This is a genomic window from Sporolactobacillus sp. Y61, assembly GCF_040529185.1.
In the GTDB taxonomy this organism is placed as follows: Bacteria; Bacillota; Bacilli; order Bacillales; family Sporolactobacillaceae; genus Sporolactobacillus.
Genome location: NZ_CP159510.1, coordinates 1,444,558 through 1,462,836 on the forward strand (window position 1 = coordinate 1,444,558; position 18,279 = coordinate 1,462,836).

The 18,279-nt window shown below is 48.3% G+C and carries 12 protein-coding genes; 6 read left to right on the forward strand and 6 right to left on the reverse strand.

The genetic code is table 11. The features are described 5' to 3' along the window. The first annotated feature begins 6 nt into the window (after positions 1 to 6). The 3 genes from essC (at position 7) to ABNN70_RS06985 (ending at position 7,957) form a co-directional block, all read left to right on the forward strand. On the forward strand, positions 7 to 4,488 hold the full coding sequence (gene essC, locus ABNN70_RS06975) for a type VII secretion protein EssC (protein ID WP_353949249.1): 4,482 nt from the start codon (positions 7 to 9) through the stop codon (positions 4,486 to 4,488). A 165-nt stretch (positions 4,489 to 4,653) separates the two neighbouring features. Next, positions 4,654 to 7,656, forward strand: coding sequence for a type VII secretion protein EsaA (gene esaA / locus ABNN70_RS06980; RefSeq protein WP_353949250.1), 3,003 nt, complete (start codon positions 4,654 to 4,656; stop codon positions 7,654 to 7,656). After that, complete coding sequence (locus ABNN70_RS06985; protein WP_129930056.1) at positions 7,637 to 7,957, forward strand: type VII secretion EssA family protein; 321 nt, start codon at positions 7,637 to 7,639, stop codon at positions 7,955 to 7,957. The genes esaA and ABNN70_RS06985 overlap by 20 nt, the downstream gene beginning before the upstream one ends. Before the next feature lie 134 nt (positions 7,958 to 8,091). Here ABNN70_RS06985 and ABNN70_RS06990 read toward each other — a convergent pair whose 3' ends face one another. From ABNN70_RS06990 to ABNN70_RS07010, 5 genes are all read right to left on the reverse strand, one after another. Further along, the gene (locus tag ABNN70_RS06990) at positions 8,092 to 9,213 is read right to left on the reverse strand and encodes an ABC transporter ATP-binding protein (protein ID WP_353949251.1); all 1,122 of its coding nucleotides are present in this window, start codon (positions 9,211 to 9,213) and stop codon (positions 8,092 to 8,094) included. A 77-nt stretch (positions 9,214 to 9,290) separates the two neighbouring features. Then, entirely contained in the window at positions 9,291 to 10,124 is an 834-nt protein-coding gene (locus ABNN70_RS06995) for an ABC transporter ATP-binding protein (protein ID WP_353949252.1), read from the reverse strand. Positions 10,125 to 10,180: 56 nt separating this feature from the next. Next, the gene (locus ABNN70_RS07000; protein WP_353949398.1) at positions 10,181 to 11,110 is read right to left on the reverse strand and encodes an ABC transporter permease; all 930 of its coding nucleotides are present in this window, start codon (positions 11,108 to 11,110) and stop codon (positions 10,181 to 10,183) included. A 14-nt stretch (positions 11,111 to 11,124) separates the two neighbouring features. Continuing rightward, positions 11,125 to 12,063 (reverse strand): ABC transporter permease, encoded by a 939-nt coding sequence (locus ABNN70_RS07005; protein ID WP_353949253.1) that lies wholly within the window; start codon positions 12,061 to 12,063, stop codon positions 11,125 to 11,127. A 79-nt stretch (positions 12,064 to 12,142) separates the two neighbouring features. Then, complete coding sequence (locus ABNN70_RS07010; protein WP_353949254.1) at positions 12,143 to 13,765, reverse strand: peptide ABC transporter substrate-binding protein; 1,623 nt, start codon at positions 13,763 to 13,765, stop codon at positions 12,143 to 12,145. A gap of 343 nt (positions 13,766 to 14,108) precedes the next feature. Here ABNN70_RS07010 and ABNN70_RS07015 point away from each other — a divergent pair, with 343 nt between their 5' ends. After that, on the forward strand, positions 14,109 to 15,062 hold the full coding sequence (locus ABNN70_RS07015) for a ketopantoate reductase family protein (RefSeq protein ID WP_353949255.1): 954 nt from the start codon (positions 14,109 to 14,111) through the stop codon (positions 15,060 to 15,062). Positions 15,063 to 15,167: 105 nt separating this feature from the next. Here ABNN70_RS07015 and ABNN70_RS07020 read toward each other — a convergent pair whose 3' ends face one another. Then, positions 15,168 to 16,196, reverse strand: a complete 1,029-nt coding sequence (locus ABNN70_RS07020; protein WP_353949256.1) for an LCP family protein — start codon at positions 16,194 to 16,196, stop codon at positions 15,168 to 15,170. 271 nt (positions 16,197 to 16,467) lie between these two features. Here ABNN70_RS07020 and ABNN70_RS07025 point away from each other — a divergent pair, with 271 nt between their 5' ends. Both ABNN70_RS07025 and ABNN70_RS07030 read left to right on the forward strand, forming a co-directional pair. Next, complete coding sequence (locus tag ABNN70_RS07025; RefSeq protein WP_353949257.1) at positions 16,468 to 17,328, forward strand: zinc-ribbon domain-containing protein; 861 nt, start codon at positions 16,468 to 16,470, stop codon at positions 17,326 to 17,328. Next, positions 17,325 to 18,074, forward strand: coding sequence for a hypothetical protein (locus ABNN70_RS07030; RefSeq protein ID WP_353949258.1), 750 nt, complete (start codon positions 17,325 to 17,327; stop codon positions 18,072 to 18,074). Before ABNN70_RS07025 ends, ABNN70_RS07030 begins: the two co-directional genes overlap by 4 nt. The last annotated feature ends 205 nt before the right edge of the window (positions 18,075 to 18,279 follow it).

Below are 18,279 nucleotides of genomic sequence, written 5' to 3' on the forward strand. Positions count from 1 at the left end.
CTTCAGATGGAAAAGATCTGGCTGTTTACAGAAGCATATGTACAGTGTACGGAACTGCAGCCTTTTCATAAAAAAGGGATGGTCATTGGAAACCAGCCTGTTGATACGCTCACGGTGCCTGCTCTTGGTGACGACAAAATACGTCTGGTCTGGAATCCGGAAAACCGGCAATGGACCTTCCGTCTGAAAGAAAAAGAGGAGATCCTGAGCGACGGGAAGTCTGAAGCCTTTCCCGGAGGAATGTTTGTTTATCGAAAAACAGCCGACGGGAATGGACCTTCGGGGTATTACATCGGAAATGCCCGGCAGATTTCGGTATCGCCTGAAAGCGACGCAGATTTCAGCTTCCCCGCCGCAACGGAACAGTCGGGCTTTCAGATCAGCAGGGAGCAGGCGGGCTGGCGCGTTTTCCCTGTGCATGAAAATACCCGGGTATACGTCAATGGCGGACGCGTCCGGGGCAGTATGCTTCTTCAGCCGGGCGATATTATTTCCTGGGATCTGAATGAATGGACATTGAAATCGGATGATTTACTGGTGCTTTCAACGGGTGAAACCTTCACCACTGATTTATGCCTGACACGTGATCCGCAAACGATTCTTTCGGACAAATATCCCGATTACCGACGTATGCCACGGTTAATCTATGAACGTCCCAAGGACAAAGTGAAATTTTCCTGGCCGTCAAACAATGAAAACGATGGCAGAAGAAACCTTTGGATCACGATTCTTCCGCCGGTCGTCATGCTTCTGGTCATGGGACTGGTCCTGATTATTCAGCCGAGCGGGATCTATATGCTGCTGTCGATCGTGATGTTCGTATCGACGATTATTACTTCTTCCTATCAGTATTTTCGGGATTCGCGGAGAGAAAAAGCGCGCAGACATGAACGGGAAACGAATTATACCCATTATATGACGGAGAAACGTGAGGAACTGAACAGCCTTTATGAAAAGCAGCGCTTCGTTCTGCGCTATCAGTTCCCGCCGACAGATCGCCTGAAGGAACTGACGGATCAGCTTAGTCCGCGCATCTGGGAAAGAAGCCGGGAAGATGAGGATTTTCTGGATATCCGGCTGGGTCTCACCGACCTTGCGCCGGATTATGAGATTCAGGGCAGTGATCAGGATCTTTCCAATCAGTCTTTTGATGCCCTGTACCGGGAAGCAAAGAGGCTGATTGATCACTATCGGACGATCCGCGATGTACCCCTGACTATCCGCTTGCTGGACGGTCCGGTCGGCATTGTCGGTAAACACTCCATTATCCGGAAAGCCGTCCAGCAGATGATTCTGCAGCTTGCCTTTTTCCACAGCTACCATGATCTGCGTCTGGTTGTCCTGTTTGATGAGGAAGAGTATGAGGAATGGGCGTGGCTGAAATGGCTGCCTCATCTGAGAAGTCTGAGTACGAGCGGAAGAAATCTGATCTACAATGAGCAGACCCGCGATCTGACCCTTTCCGGATTGTACGAGTTGCTGAAAATACGGGAGCATACGGACAAGAAGGAGAAAAAGGTGTTCCTGCCGCACATTGTCTTCATCGTTGCTTCGGATCAGCTGATTCATGAACACGAGATCACGGAATTTCTGAATAACGATTGCACGGATATTGGGGTCAGCTCGCTTTTTCTGGCTAATACAAAAGATAATCTGAATGAACATATTAACACGGTGATTCGCTATGTGAATGAGCGCGAAGGTGATGTCCTGATTCTGAACAAGGTCGCCGGTGGACAATCCTTCCGACTGGATCCATTTTCTAAAAAGGGTAACGAGCGATTTGCGAGGCGTCTTGCCTCGCTCAATCATCAGAGCGGGTTTACAAACTCCATTCCTGAGAGCGTCACTTTTCTTGACATGATGCACGCAGAGGATGTCCGTGACCTTCAGATCCGGAAGCGCTGGGAGGAACATGATCCGATTCAGTCGCTCGCGGTACCGATCGGACTGCGAAGTAAGACCGATGTGTTGGAACTGAATCTCCATGAAAAAGCGCACGGACCGCATGGGTTGCTTGCCGGTACCACCGGTTCGGGAAAATCGGAATTGCTGCAGTCCTATATTCTGTCGCTGGCCGTGAACTTCCATCCCCATGATGTCGCCTTTCTGCTGATTGATTTCAAAGGCGGGGGTATGGCGCAACTGTTTGACAAGCTGCCGCATCTGCTCGGAACGATGACCAATATAAATGATGAGAAAAATTTCAGTGACCGGGCACTCGCAGCGGTAAAGAGTGAATCCCGCCGGCGCCAGTTGCTTTTTTCCAAATACAACATTAATCACATTGATGATTATCAGCTTTTGTTCAAGCAGGGTAAAGTCAGAGAACCCATGCCCCACTTGTTTATCATTTCCGATGAATTTGCGGAGCTGAAAAAGGAAGAACCTGATTTTATACGCGAACTGGTAACGACGGCGCGTATCGGACGCAGTCTTGGGATTCACCTGATTCTCGCGACGCAGAAGCCGGCCGGAGTGGTTGATGATCAGATTCGCAGCAACTCGCGGTTCAAAATTGCCCTGCGCGTGCAGGATGCTTCGGACAGTAATGACATTCTTGGAAATGGTGATGCAGCCGAATTGAAACAGGTGGGTCGCGGATATCTGCAGGTCGGAAATAATGAGATTTATGAACTCTTCCAGTCAGCCTGGAGCGGGGCACCTTATGAGAAAAATATATATACATCCGAAGATGACGTCTACTATGTCCGGGATACCGGATTGTATCCGATTTCCGAAGCCCATGCCAGAACAAAGGCTCAGGAAAAGAAGAAAACAGAGCTTGAAGTGATTGTTCAGACGATTGCCGATCTTTACCATGACATGGGACTCAGGCGTCTTCCCAGTCCCTGGCTTGCTCCGCTCCCGCTCCATATTGTCCGGCCGGCTGCGACGAAGGAAGACGAGAGGGAAGATCGTTTCCTGATCGGACTCGCTGATCATCCGGAGAAACAACGGCAGACGCCTGTCTACCTGAATCTGCAGAAAGGGAAGAATATGGCTGTCTTCGGTGCTTCAGGATTTGGGAAAACGACGACGGTCGCTTCCTTTCTGCTTGAGGCCGCGCGCCGATATTCAGCGGATCAGGTCCGGTTTTACATTTTCGATTTCGGCAGCGGCGGTCTCCTGCCGTTCAGCATGATGCACCACACGGGGGATTATTTCAGGCTGGATGAGAAAGAGAAAATACAGAAGTTCGCAAAATGGCTGAATCAGGAAATCCGGCGGCGCAAGGATACGCTGCGCCGGACAGGGGTACCGAATATTGCCCTCTTTAATGAACAGGAAAATGAGTTTATGCCTTATATCAAAATCATTGTTGATCATTTTGAAGCGCTGCGGGAGGAGCAGGCGGATGAGCTGGAAGAATCCTTTGTCCGCTGGGCGCGTGAAGGAGGAAGTCTCGGTTTCCAGTTTATTCTGACCGCCTCCAGGACGAACAGTATCCGTCCGAACCTTCTTGCCAGCCTGCCCGTCCGGCTTGTCCATTACATGGTCGATCAGTCGGATTTCTATTCCATTTTCAGTGGCTCGGCGAAGCGGACAGTGGAACCCATTCCCGGACGGGCATTAATCAAAAGAGAAGAAGTGGAAAGTGTACAGATTTATCTGCCCTTTGAAGCCGGATCTGCCGGAGAGCAGCTGGACAGGCTGCGCACTGCGGTTGAAGAGTGTAATCATTTCCACCCGACAAGCGACACGATCTATCACGTGCCGATGCTTCCGGAACAACTGGATGTCTCCTTATTTCTCCGGAACAGGGAGATGGAGCCGGATACCTTTTATCTTGGACTTGATGAGGAAACCGTTGAGCCGCTCGGTGTAAGCCGGAAGCAGCTGGACGCGTTTATCATCATCAGTGATGCGGGCGGGGGCAAGACCAATGCAATCAGGCTGTTCATGGAACAGTTGATCCGGCAGGGAGCAGAACATGTGGCTGTCAGTGATTCAGATGAGATGCAGCTGGCCCGGGTGGCGGAGCAGCAAGGCTGGATGTACCTGGACGATGGCGACGTGATTGAACGGTATCTGAATCAGCTGGAAAAAGCTTTGTCGGTCAGGGAACAGAAAGTCAAACGCCTGATGCTTGAAAGCAGCCTGCCCCGGAAGGAAATTTCAGACCGCTATCCGGCGTATTATTTGTTGATCGACGGGCTGGATACGTTTATCCGGAACGCCGGCAGTCAGAATCAGACCAGACTGGTGCAATTGATGAAGCGCTTTACGTCAAATGGTTTTCATGTCATTGCCTCCGGGAATCAACAGGAGTGGAAAGGATACGATCCTGTCGTTCCGGAACTGAAAAACGCTAAGGATGCACTGCTTCTGGTGAAGAAGAGCGATCAGTCGGTCTTTACATTACCTTATGTGAGCAGAGAGCCAGCATTGAATGTCGGATTCGGCTATCTGATTCGCCAGGGCCAGGACCGTCGTGTAATGATTCCGCTGACCGACACCATGACTTTAGATACCGTAAACAGGTAATCACTCAGACTAACCCGCAAAAAAGGAGTGCTCCATCATGAAGCATCATTTTTTCTATCATGTAAAAAAATGGGGATCAATAGCCATTGTGTTTATTGTGATTGTGTGCATTTCCGGAGCTCTGCCAAATTATCTGACTCCGCCGTCCCCCAGAAGCAGCAGACGGTGGAAAAGGATGAACCCAAAAAGATTGAACCGGCTGCGAAAATCGGCCATCTGGCACTGGTTAACGAAGACCAGGGGGCAGATATGGGCAGTCAGCATCTGAATCTGGGTAACCAGGTGGCACCGCTTTTCCGTGAAGATCATTACCAGTGGGAAAACGTCAGCCGCAGCACGGCGGATAATGGGCTGAAACAGGGCGTGTATCAGGCTGCTATCTACATTCCGTCTGATTTTACGGAGAATATTTTTACCTATGATCGTCAGAAACCGAAAGCAGCTGTTATTTCCTATCAGTCAAACCCGAAGCTGACGGCCGAGGACTCAGCGAAAATGCAGACCGAATTTCAGAAGGTCAGAGGCACGCTCAATCAGGAGTTTTCAAAAATATACTGGCGGCTTGTTGCTGACAAAATTAATTATGTGAACAGTAACTTCGCTGCTGTTCTGCAGAAGGACAGGCAATTTCTTCAGGCCATGTCTGATTTTTACAAGCCGTCCTCGAAGGATATGGCTCAGGTCTTTGAATCCCAGCTGAACCAGGTTAATGACCTGCTCGATCAGACCAATCGCACTTCAGAAGAAGCAGCGACCCGGCAGGAGTCTCTGACGGAAACGAAGAAACAGATCAGCGACCAGCTGGAAGCATTAAATAAGCTGAATGAACAGATGAAAGAGCAGATTCATACACTTCAGAAAACCAGGGACACAAATAAAGAGCTTGTGGATGATGCGATCGCAAAAAGTCAGGACGGCCTGAACGAGGTCATGGATACGTTTAAAAGCAATATGGCCAGTCCATTGAAAACTTCTGTTACAATAGATGATCCTCTGAAAACCAGTGAAGAATTCACAGACCTGGATCATCTTTTCGCTCATGCGAATACAAGATTGACCCATGTAAATACTCAGGCCACAAATCAGATTATGGACATCTCAAATGATTATCCGGATGACCCGGACGATCTGATTCCCACTATTGATGAACTTGTTACTCAGATTAATCATGCAAAAGAGGGCGTTCATGCGGCGTTAATGGATACGGATGACGAAAGCAGTGTATCCGAACAGGTAAAGACTCTTAACGATCAGGCCATCAGCCTTTTTGATGAGGCAAAGCGTAACTATGAAACCGCACAAGATCTTTATCATCAGGCTTATGGTCAGGACGGAGAAACGCCAAGCCTGTATGATAAGGTAGATGTTTACTATAATGAAGCCCTGAATTTATATAAACAGGCATTGAAACGTGAGGGAATCGGGCAGGATCAATATCAGAAATATCAAGACTTCTTTCAGGCAATGACCACTGTCGCACTTAACAATGTACAAAGTGATATATCGACTCTTGAGCAAATATCAAAGCCTGAGGTCATCACCGACACGGAGAATGGGAAAGATGGGCCGGCCCTATTAAAAAGTATCGGTGACATCCAAAATGAAATAGGTAATCAAAATAATGGATTGGCGAATAATGCGAATATAACAAAGTTTGATCTTGACTTAAGTAAAATTGATGACGACGCTGATTTCAGTGAAGAGTCACTGTTTATCGATACAGATCCGAATAAGAATTATAGGGAATCTGAATTAAGATCTTACCAATTACTCCTGATGAATACGAAAAACAGCCTAAGCAATCTGCTGAAAATGGTGACCACTTTCCAGCCTGTCCAACCCGTTTATTCTGATCTGATTCAGCCTGATGATCCTGCTCTATCTGCACCGGAAGATATGGAACTTACAGAACCAGAACGACCAGATTCTGTAGAATTAGGAGGTGCATTCGATCAGACCGGAAGCTGGATGGAACAGGTAACCGGGCAGTTGATTTCTTCACTGTACGGATTGGATGGAATAAATAAGGAAGCTCAAACGGTTGATCAACGGGAAACAATGAACGACACGGAAAAATCAATACAGGGTCAATACGATCATGCAATTAAGCAATACAATGATGCATTAGACATTCAAAAAGCGGAATTAGAAAAAGCGCAAAACGTCTTATTAAACAATATGTCCCATATGCAGCAACAGGTTGAGAACGTAGCTAAGCCGCTTGTCCTGACTGAACCGGATCCAACATTCAAAGATGTTGACAAGGGCTTTGTACTGTCATTTAAGAGCAATACCTTTAACGAGCTGAATACGATCGAGGAAGGCATCCAGTCCATCGCTGACAGTCAGTCCGCCATTCTGAAGTCTTCACAGGACGTGCGCTCACTGGTCAATGGCGTCCAGAGCGATGCCAATCAGCTGAGCGGTAACTGGGGACAGAATGTTGAGGCAACAGCGCAGCTGGGTCATGCCATCGCCCGGACGCTCGGGAATACCGGTGAACCCGGAAATCGTAATCCGTCTGCCTATCAGCAGCTTGTCAGTCCGGTCAATCTCGCGGGCTTGCAGCCTGGCGGTCCGAACAACATCGCCGAGGCAGAGCATGATGATCCCGCAGACACAAGTACGGACGCGGCGCCGACTGAACAGCCGTTTCTGACACTGCTTGCCGTTCTGGTCGCAAGTATTCTCATCGGATACTTCAGCTACCATTACCGGAATCTGAGTCGAATCCTCAATGTTGTGATTTCATCGTTGCTGGCACTGGTTTCATCTGCCGCAATCGTCGCCTATGGCATCACGCAATACGGACTTGAGGGCAGTGGAGTCATTATGTGGAGCTTCTTTACTCTGGGACTGATCGCCGTCATTTCAGTCTGGGTCCGTGAAGCCTGGCAGATCTCCGATATGGTCGGCGTGCTGCTCATCACCGGGTTGATCGTTTACTTTACGCTGCCGCTGCTGAAAAACAGTCTGGAGCGTTTTGCCTATCAGAATCCGGCGGCCGATGTCTACCTGTCGATTGCTTATGGAGAGGCTTCCTTTCTGTTCCTTGAAGGCATGGTGGCACTGGCTGTACTGATGATCCCGGCTCTTGCTGTGATCGGGATCAGGGAAGTCATCCATCATATAAAGGAGGAGAAGGCTCATGAAAGTGAAACACTGTAAAAGATGGCTGCTTGCCGGGGCCCTGCCTCTGGCCTTTATCATTGTATCCGGGTATGGCGGGGACAGTAGCAGTAAGCCGGAGCCGAACAGGTTTCAGGAAGAAAATACGACCATCAATACAGAAGAAATCCAGGCTGATCTGACCAATAATTATAAGAAAATACCTGCTCAGGTACGTCAGCTGACATTTAAGAAAACACAGCGCGATGAACAACTGCTGAATAAACTCTTTCTGGAACCGGGAGAGCGGGAAAAGATCAACGTCGAACGCGAAACAGCCAAATTAGGCCTGTTCGAATGAGCTGAAGAATAACGGGAATAAAGAAAAAAAGGATGTTCCAAAAGCTGACTTTTGGAACACCCTTTTTTTCAATATTAGAATGGAACAGAACATAAGATCAGCCGACGCCCGGATCTGACTGAAGGTTTCGCCTGTTACGGCTGATCACTTTTGCTGTAGTGGCAGGCGACCCAGTGCCCCGGTCTGATTTCACGCCATTCCGGCACTTCCCGGCATCTGTCTGTCGCGAGCGGGCACCGGGTCCGGAATTTGCAGCCAGTCGGCGGATTGACCGGACTTGGCAGTTCACCTTCGAGTACCACGCGTTTTTTTCGGCGCTCTTCTGCCGGATTGGGAACAGGAATGGCTGACAGGAGCGCCTGTGTATAAGGATGCATCGGTTCCCTGTAAAGTTCATCCGAAGGGGCCAGCTCGACCAGGTGACCCAGGTACATGACGCCGATCCGGTCACTGATATATTTCACCATGGACAGATCGTGAGCGATGAACAGATAGGTCAGGCCTCTGTCTTTCTGAAGTTTTTTCATGAGATTAACCACCTGCGCCTGAATGGAAACATCGAGGGCGGAAATCGGCTCATCAGCGATGATAAATTCAGGTTCAACCGCAAGCGCCCGGGCAATACCGATTCTCTGCCGTTGTCCTCCTGAGAACTCATGGGGATACCGGCTGGCGTGGTCTTTATGTAGTCCGACGAGTTCCAGGAGATGAATGACTTTCTCACGACGCTCTTTAGCGGAGTGATAGAGATGATGGATGTCCATACCTTCGGCGATGGTATCCTCAATCGTTTTTCTTGGGTCGAGCGAGGCATAGGGGTCCTGAAAGATCATCTGCATCCGCCGGTGAAGACCGGCCTTCTGATCGGAGGTCAGTTTGCCGTGAATGGGCTCACCCTGAAAGCGTATCTCGCCTTCTGTTGATTCATACAGACGCATAATAGAGCGACCGGTTGTTGATTTTCCACATCCGGATTCCCCGACCAGTCCGAACGTTTCCCCGTGACGTATGCTGAAGCTGATATCATCTACAGCTTTTAAAAAACGTTTGTTATCTAAATGGAAGTACTTTTTAAGATGGCTGACATCTAAGACGGCTTCATCAGAGTTTTTGGCCTCAGGTAAAATAGAGGGACTCTCCCTGTCTGATACTCTGAGAATGCCCTTTTTAGTGACCTTAACCGGTGGTTTGATTTCAGGCGCTTTCGGATGGAGCAGCCAGGTTGCCGCATAATGTGTTTCCGAAATTTTGAACATTGGGGGTTCCTGAAGGTAATCTACGGCTAAAGCAAATTCATTACGTGGTGCAAAAGCATCTCCTTTTGGGGGATCCATCAGATCAGGAGGGGACCCGGGATGGATACCAGTTCCCCCTTCGTTTCCAGATCCGGCATGGAACGCAGCAGTCCCCAGTTATAAGGATGCCGGGGATCATAGAAGATTTCATCTACTGTACCCGTCTCAACGATTTTCCCGGCATACATGACGGCAACTGAGTCGGCCATATGAGCGACCACGCCAAGATCATGGGTAATCAGGATAATCGCTGTTCCCGTTTTTTTCTGAATATCACTGAGAAGTTGCAGAATCTGTGCCTGAATCGTTACGTCAAGCGCTGTGGTTGGCTCGTCAGCAATCAGGATTTTCGGGTCACAGGCAAGAGCCAGGGCGATCATCACTCGCTGGCGCATGCCGCCGGAAAACTGATGAGGATACTGTCTGTAACGCATATCAGCATGGGGAATGCCGACCAGTTCCAGCAATTCAATCGCTCGATCTCTTGCCTTGCTTTTACTGATTTTATGATGATGACGGACCCCTTCAATGACCTGCCTGCCTATGGTCATGGTCGGGTTCAGGGCAGTCATCGGATCCTGAAAAATCATGGATATTTCCGATCCCCGTATATGCCGCATGTTTCTTTCGGACAGTGAGACCAGATCCTGGTCCTCAAATATAATCTGTCCCGCATCGATGTGGGCGGTTTTTTCCGGAAGTAATCCTATGATCGAACGGGAAGTGACCGATTTTCCGGATCCGGATTCGCCGACAATGGCCAGCGTCCGCCCTCTGTCCAGTGAAAAACTGACACCACGCACTGCCTGGACTTTTCCCGCATAGGTCTGAAAAGATACATGGAGGTTTTTCACTTCAAGCAAATGTGCCATGATCCTGCCTCCTTATCGTCTGTCTCTTTGTGATGTGCCTGCTGATATTCCAGCAGTTATTTCCTCATTTTCGGATCAAAAGCGTCACGCAGCCCGTCAGCTAACAGGTTAAAGCAGATCATTAATGCTGTAATGATGATGGCGGGATAGATCAGCAGATAAAAGCTTGTCCGCATCGCCTGAAATCCATCGTTGATCAGGACACCGAGCGAGGCCTGAGGCGCCTGAAGGCCGAGACCGATAAAACTGAGAAAGGCTTCTGTGAAGATGGCACTGGGTATCGTGAACATCATATTGATGATGATCAGTCCGATGGTGTTGGGAATCATGTGGTGGAACATGATTCTGCGATTGGTGGCCCCAAGTGAACGTGAAGCCAGGATGAATTCCTGATTTTTAAATTTAAAGATCTGCGCACGGACGAGCCGGGCCATATTTACCCATCCGGTAATGACCATGGCAACTGTGATGCTGAGAATGCCCGGCTCGACCATCATGATCAGCAGGATCACGATAATCAGGTGGGGAATGCCAATTAGAATTTCAATGACGCGCTGCATCAGACTGTCCAGCTTCCCGCCGACCAGCGCAGCGGTCGCACCAAAGGTGACGCCGATTGCGATATCCAGGATGGCTGCGAGAAAGGCGATATACAGTGAAATCCGTGTCCCGTCCCAGATTCGTGTCCACTGATCCCGGCCAAATTTGTCGGTGCCCAGCCAGTGCTCCCCGCCCGGCGGCTGATAGGTTTTTGTATAATCGGTCTGATAATAATTATAAGAACTCATGAAGGGACCGATAAGGGCAAATAGAATAATAAGCGCCAGCACGATCAGACTGAAGATGGCTGCTTTGTTCTTCTTCAGCCGAATCCAGCTGTCTTTAAGAAAGGTCAGCGATGGCCGGGCTATTTTGTCGATTTCATCATCTTTTCGCCCGACGACTTTGAAAAGTTCATCCGGCATATGTGACATCCTGCTGTCCAGCTGCTGCACGGGTCTCACTCCTTATTTCCGCTGATTCGAATTCTGGGGTCAATGACACTGTACATAAGATCAATGATCAGCATCGTCACGATGAAAAAAGCACTGTAAAAGAGGGTCAGTCCCATAATGGTTGTGTAATCATTAAACTTGATTGAATCGACAAAAAGGCTGCCGATGCCCGGGACGCTGAAAATATTTTCAATAACCAGAGAGCCGGTCAGGATATTTACAGCGATGGGTCCAAGCACGGTGATCACCGGAATCAGGGCATTGCGAACGGCATGACGAACCAGGACAGTCATCGGACCCAGCCCTTTCGACTTTGCGGTCAGAATATACTCCTGCTGCAGAACATCCAGCATTTCCGTCCGCATAAATCGGGCAATTAAAGCAATGACCATCAGTGAGAGGGCGATCGTGGGCAGTATCGAACTGTTATAAGACTCCCAGTTAGCGACAGGAAGCAGCCCCCATTGCAGCCCGACATAGTACTGCAGAAATGCAGCGAAGACGAAATTGGGTATGGAGACGCCCAGGACCGCGATAATCATCGTGACGTAATCCCATATCGTGTTATGGCGGAAGGCGGCAATCATACCCAGAAGCAGCCCGACGGATACACCCAGCAGGACAGCCTGGACACCGAGAAAAGCGGATGGAACGATCCGTTTCGCCAGCAGTTCGTTTACCGACTGACCTTTATAATAGTAAGAAACGCCAAGATCCCCTCTCGTCAGATTGCTCAGATATTTGAGATATTGCACACTGACCGGCTTGTCGAGCCCGTACCGCGACATAAACTCCATCCGCGCGTCATCGGACAGGCGGGACAGCTTTTCTTCATTAAAAGGGGAACCCGGCAGCATCTTCATCATGAAAAATGTGATGGTGGCAATAATCCAGAGTGTGATCAGGATATTCAGAATCCGGATGCCGGTCTTTTTTACAGGCAAAGGGCAACACCTCTCAAAATAAAGAAGAGAGTGCACTCTCTTCTTCAGATTTGCAATATTCAGCTAAACAGGCCGCGGTTCACTCCTTTGTGACATATTTCAATTCGAGCATTGAGCCGGGCGGCAGAACCAGATTTTTGACTTTCGTATTCTTCAGATAGGCACGTCCATCATAATACAGCGGACCAACAATGCCATCCCCGATTAATACCTTTTCTGCCTCAATGAACATGTCGATCCGTTTCTGTTCATCCGGTTCTTTTTCTGCAGCAAGGACGGTCTCGTTATATTTCCTGCTGTTGTAATAACCGCGAGATCCGTTCTTGCCATCTGTATAAACCCATTCGTGGAGATAGGTCATCGGATCGTTATAATCAGCGCCCCAGCGGTTGACAGCGATCATGTAATTTCCTTCCCGCATGGTCTCAAGGCGTCCGCTGAATGGCTGCGTTTTGATACTGACATCTACACCAAGATTTTTCTTGAATTCACTTTGCAGGAAAGTGGCCGTATCTTTGGAGACAGAGTCATCAGAAGCCAGAAGTTCAATCTTCGGAAGTTTGCCGCTTTCCTCGATGCCTTCCTCCAGAAGCTGTTTCGCTTTCGCCGGATCCGGTTTAATCACATCTCCGGCCAGATCACGGTACGTCTTTGATGCTGTGCCACGCATGCCTGCAGGGACGACGCCATATGCCGGAAGTGAACCGTTGTTCAGGACGGTTTCTGCCAGCACTTTCGGATCATAGGCCAGCTGGAAAGCCTGTCTGATTTTTTGATTGTCAAAAGGTTTCTTTTTCAGATTGACCTGCGTGAAATAGGAGCGGAACATGGTTTCCGTACCAAAATCTTTATGATCTTTGTATGTGTTCACGTCTGCGGAAGAAAGATACACACGGTCAAGATCACCGGCTTCATACATATTCAGCGCCGTGCTTGCTTCCTTGACGACATCCATGTTTACCTTTTTGATGCTGACCTTGCCCTTGTCCCAGTAATGATCATTTTTCTCCAGTGTGACGCCTTCTGCCTGATCAAATGAGGTCAGGACATAGGGGCCATTATAGAGAATATTATCAGCTTTAAGGCCAAGATTTTTGAAGCCGATTTTATTGACAAATTTTTCGTTCAGCGGGAAGAAGGTGACAAAGGCTGTCAGATCCAGAAAGAACGGGGTCGGCTGATTGAGCGTGACAACAAAGGTCTGATCATCCGGCGCGTCAATGGCGACAGCTTCCGGTCCTGCTTCACCTGCGTTATAGGCGGCACCGCCTTTGACAAACTGGGCGATAATAAAGGAATATTCACTGGCAGTCTCCGGATCAAGCGTCTTCAGCCAGGAATATTTGAAATCCTGAGCGGTTACAGGGTCACCGTTGCTCCATTCAATATTATCCCTGAGGTGGAAGGTGTATGTCAGCTTATCTTCGGAAATGTCGACGCTTTCTGCCATAGCTGGCTGAGGCTTGTTATTCTTATCCAGCCTGTACAGTCCTTCAAGAACGTTATTCAGAATACTGAATGAGGTACCGTCAGTCGAGGTGGTCTGGTTCAAATCAGGTATATCGGACTCGAGACTTAATTTCAGCGGGCGGGACTCGGAGCCGGACTTGCCGCTTTCTGAGGAGAAACCTCCGCATCCACTGAGCATGATCGATAATGCCAGAATAACAGACATAACTACAGCTAATCTTTTTTTGCGCATCTTTTTACCCCCTGCTTTCTGATTGTCATCAAGAGTATGCCGCCCCAATTCGGTTGCAGTTTGCCGGTTTTCTGTAAATCAGCAGTTATGTATCCTTTTCTGAGAGAACCCCTCCCTCTTTGATTTGCACAAAACATTCTTTAAAATTTGAAAAATAAAATATATTCACTATTTTAATAGAAAATTTAACAACTGTTCAATATAATCTGTGAGAATATATTTCGACAGGAAACGACAGGTGCTTCCTTCCTGTCTGTTTTTCAGCGTTCCATCCTCTCTTATTTTTGATAGAATAGAACTGAGACCAGCCGAATAGACAGATCAGAGTGAGGGAGAGATTGAGATGAGAATAGCCGTCATTGGCGCGGGCGCTATGGGTCTGCGTTATGGTATCCTGCTGCAGGAAGCGGGAAATGAAGTGGACTTTGTCGAGCCATGGGAACCGAGTTATCAGGCAATTAAAGAGCAGGACGGTGTTTATGTTTCGCGTGACCATCAGAATCAGCACCTTGTGCCGGTACATGTTTATCGGCCGGCAGAATATCCGAAAGAGCCGGAACTTGTCATCCTGTTCGTGAAACAGATGCAGTCGGAGGAGGCGATGGCTGCCTGCAGTCATTTTATCGGAGACCGTACATATGTCCTGACGAATCAGAATGGGATCGGGTCTGTTGATGTCATCCGTCAATATGTCCCGGATCAGCATATTATTGCCGGTATCGCACTGATTGCATCGGTGCTGGATGCCCCTGGGAAAGTAGATTTTATGGGGGCAAAAGGCGCCGGTCATACCCATCTGGCAAATGTCACTGAGAAACCGGATGCTTTTACCCGTCAGGTTGTGGAAGAATTCCGGAAGGCCGGAATGAATCCGACGCTTCACAAGAATTATCTGGGGACTCTGTGGAGTAAGCTGCTGATGAATTCCGTCATTAACACCCTCTGCACACTGATGGATATCACGATGGGTCAGTATGTCGCCTATTCAGGAGCGGCGGGACTGACGAAGCGTCTGATTGATGAAGGGTACGACGCCGGGCTGGCCGATGGTGTACGGTTCATGCAAAGCCGCGAAGAGATGGCGGGAATCATTTTTCACGAAAGTTCGCAGGTTAATCCGCTGCATCGGCCGTCGATGTATCAGGATATGGTGAATGGCAGGCCGACGGAAGTGGATTATATTAATGGCTATATTGTCAGGGTGGCAAAGAAACATCATCTGGAAGCGAAAAGTCATGAGCTGCTCGTGGAACTGCTTCATCTGGCTGAACAGGTCCGGAATCCGAAACACGAATGAAAACCTGACGCTGCCAGAGGCTTAGTTTTTCGTAAAACTAATAGCTGATAAAAAGATGAAAACCCCCGTAACGGCTGAAGACCGCTTCCGGGGGTTTTCTGAGGATCAGTTGGTAAAGTATTTCTTTATGACTGTTTTCAATTCTGATTCATTTAAGATAATCTGGCTGTTGTTTCTCTCCAGAACATCATCATACATGGTCGCACCGCGTCCTTTGACCTGACGGTACTTAATCTGTTCTTCCGGATGAAAATCTCCTTTGACGCCGAGTCCGATGCTGACCATGTCTTCAGTTGACATGTTTGTTGCAATCAGGAATTTTGAAAGTGACCTTGAAAGGGCCGGAAGTTTTGTGACATTGGAAGGGTGCATGACTTTTTTCGCAATACCAATCAGTGCGGCCTGCTGAATCTTTTGCCTGCCGTAATCGGTACCGGGCAGCGAGTAGCGTTCGTGCGTCAGTTCGGCAACCATCCTGCCGTTGACTGAATGGGTGCCGGCTGTGAACGTCTTTCCTTTGTTTTCCGGATACCAGGGGTGGGTCAGGGTGACTTTAAAGGGAAGATTGATGTCGATACCGCCCAGTGTGTCGACCATATCCTGAAGACCCCAATAGTTGGTTTCTGCATAGTAGTTGATGGGAACTCCGGTCAGACGGGAGACGGCTTTGACCGAATCAACAATTCCCTGTTGTGTGCCTTTTTTCGACTGAGATATGTACTGGACACTCGTCAGTTTGGTGTATCCGTAACCTGGCATGTATACCCGTGTATCACGGGGGATACTTAGCATGTTGTATGTATGGTTGTTCAGGTTGGCGTGAATTAATACCATAGAATCGGTGTGGCTCGCTGTATTTCCCTTGCGCGCGTCAGAGCCGATCAGAAGGACATTGAATGTTCCCGATTTCTGCTCAGGGGCCTGCTTTTTTCCGTTATCCGGTGAAACGCCGATGGCATCGAGGTCTTTAAAATGGTTCACAGGTTTCAGCGTATTATATTTATAGAAACCGAACGCCGTTCCGGAGACGATCAGAAGTGCGAGGATAAGCAGGGTATAGCGAAGGACCCGGTGGTTCTTCCTCGATTTTTTAATCCCTTCCCTTGTATTTTCGTTATCGGTTTTCCTGGACAAAGAGTGATCCCTCTTTCCGTAGTGGTTTTTCACATCGATATTTGTTCGCGGGTACAAAGTCATTATAACGGTCAAGCCATCCCCAGACAACATCATCCGGCAAAATGTCGATTTTCAGTAGATGATCCATGTCACATTTTCTTTCATAAGCCGGGTGATGGATCCGTTGCATTAATATTCAATTTTTTTGTTCCATGGTCGATTAATTGGATCCATGTCCATGGTATAATGGATCTGTTTCAAAATTTTTACAGGAAAGAAGGTTTGTGATTTGTATTGTAAACATTGCGGCGCCCCGCTTCTTGACGGGGCAAAGTTCTGCGGGACGTGCGGTGCACCAGTTCCGCCGGCGGATGGGAAAGAGCAGGGGAACGACCGGGAAACCGAACCTCCTGTATCCTCTGCTGTTCATGAGGATGCGCCTGATGCGTCTGCTGAAAAAGTTCATGAAGATCAGCACGCCTCAGAGCATGAGGAGCGTCAGATGGTTGCCGTACCTCCCCGTGACGCGGCAGTTGAATCTGCCGATACCGTAACGGAGAGGCGGCCCGCTACCGGAAAGTCCTGGATACATAGAAAAGCCATTATGATCCCGCTGGTTTCATTGATTATCATTTTTGCCGGCCTGTACTTTACGGGAAAGTACCTGACCGATCCGGTCCGTACGGTTGATGCGTTTGAACAGGCGGTCGAGGATCAGAATATCGATAAACTGAAAGGCATGATCTATACCTATGAGGATGTTAAAATGACAGATACACAGGTTAAAGCCATGCTGGCCTGGTTTAAAAATGATCCGGATACGTATTCAGACATTGTTCAGTCGCTGGAAAACACGGCACACGCGGCGAATCACGTCAGATACGGCCATACCCCGTACTATCTGCATAAAGCCGGAAAACAATATCTCCTGTTCGATCATTATCAGATTGCAACAGAACTCATTTACCCGGAAGTGACGACGAACCTGAAAAACATGGTTATCGGGATCACAGGTGCCGGTAAGGGGAAAACAGCAGAAAAAGCAGAAAGCAATTCACCGCAGACGATTAAACTCGATGGGGTGATTCCGGGCATCTATACGTTCTACGGACATTCAGATGCGATGGATCAGACGAAAAAAAGACATTGACTTCGGACGACAGGCAGGTTGATTTTTCCGGGACTTATATTTCGTTAAGCAGTAATATCCCTGTTGCCAAGCTTTATGTCAATAATGAAGATACAGGTAAAACCGTGGCTCAGGCCGGTGAATGGGGGCCGTTCAAGAAGGATGATACACCGACTTTTTATGCCAGATATACGGCAAACGGGCATTCCATTCAATCGGAGACGGTCTCTGTTTCCGATGAGTCTGACTATGATACCGTCACCCTGGATGAAGCCGAAAGTGACGGCATCGACCTTTATTTTGAAGATGTGGAAAACGGTGATTTTTATACGCTCGATGGAACCGATAATCAGGCGAATATGGAGACGCTGAAAACCTACTTTGACAATTATTACAACGCCAATGCGAGTGCCGTATCTTATGGCGAGATGGACCACTTTGCCTCCTTTTTTGAAACAGGCACTGATTTTTCCAATAGTCAGTTGAAAAGCGCTCAGAAATTCTATGACAACGGCGTCACGGAATCGATTAATTCTTATGATCTGAATAATCTCAAGAGTCAGGGTAAGGGACTTTACAGTGTTGAAGCCAATGAAAGCTGGGACGAAACCATTACAGATGACGAGACAGGGGACAGAAAAGACATTACTTTCACACTGAAAAATACGTATCAGCTGAAAGAAACAGCTCCGGGCGAACTGAAAATCGTCGGGATGAAGATTGAGGATCGGAAGGTTCAGACAACTTCTGAAAATGAAGAGTACTGATCTCAACCGCCACTGAAACAGAGTTATACTTATCGTAAGAAGAGCCTGTGCCCGTAAAAAGCGGGGTACAGGCTTCTTCATTCTGTGACAGCTGTTCTTTGACGCGCGCCGGATGCAGCTCTGAGGAGTAAAAATTCTTCGCGATAAAATCAACAACAGCCCCCTAAATAATGCTATATATGAGATAATTTAACAGTAATAAATC

Bases quoted from the DNA above. Each gene is read 5' to 3' on its own strand.
- ABNN70_RS06985 (WP_129930056.1), top strand. From the start codon at position 7,637: ATGAAAGTGAAACACTGTAAAAGATGGCTGCTTGCCGGGGCCCTGCCT.
- ABNN70_RS06995 (WP_353949252.1), bottom strand. From the start codon at position 10,124: ATGGCACATTTGCTTGAAGTGAAAAACCTCCATGTATCTTTTCAGACC.
- essC (WP_353949249.1), top strand. From the start codon at position 7: ATGGAAAAGATCTGGCTGTTTACAGAAGCATATGTACAGTGTACGGAA.
- ABNN70_RS06990 (WP_353949251.1), bottom strand. From the start codon at position 9,213: ATGTTCAAAATTTCGGAAACACATTATGCGGCAACCTGGCTGCTCCAT.
- ABNN70_RS07010 (WP_353949254.1), bottom strand. From the start codon at position 13,765: ATGCGCAAAAAAAGATTAGCTGTAGTTATGTCTGTTATTCTGGCATTA.
- ABNN70_RS07015 (WP_353949255.1), top strand. From the start codon at position 14,109: ATGAGAATAGCCGTCATTGGCGCGGGCGCTATGGGTCTGCGTTATGGT.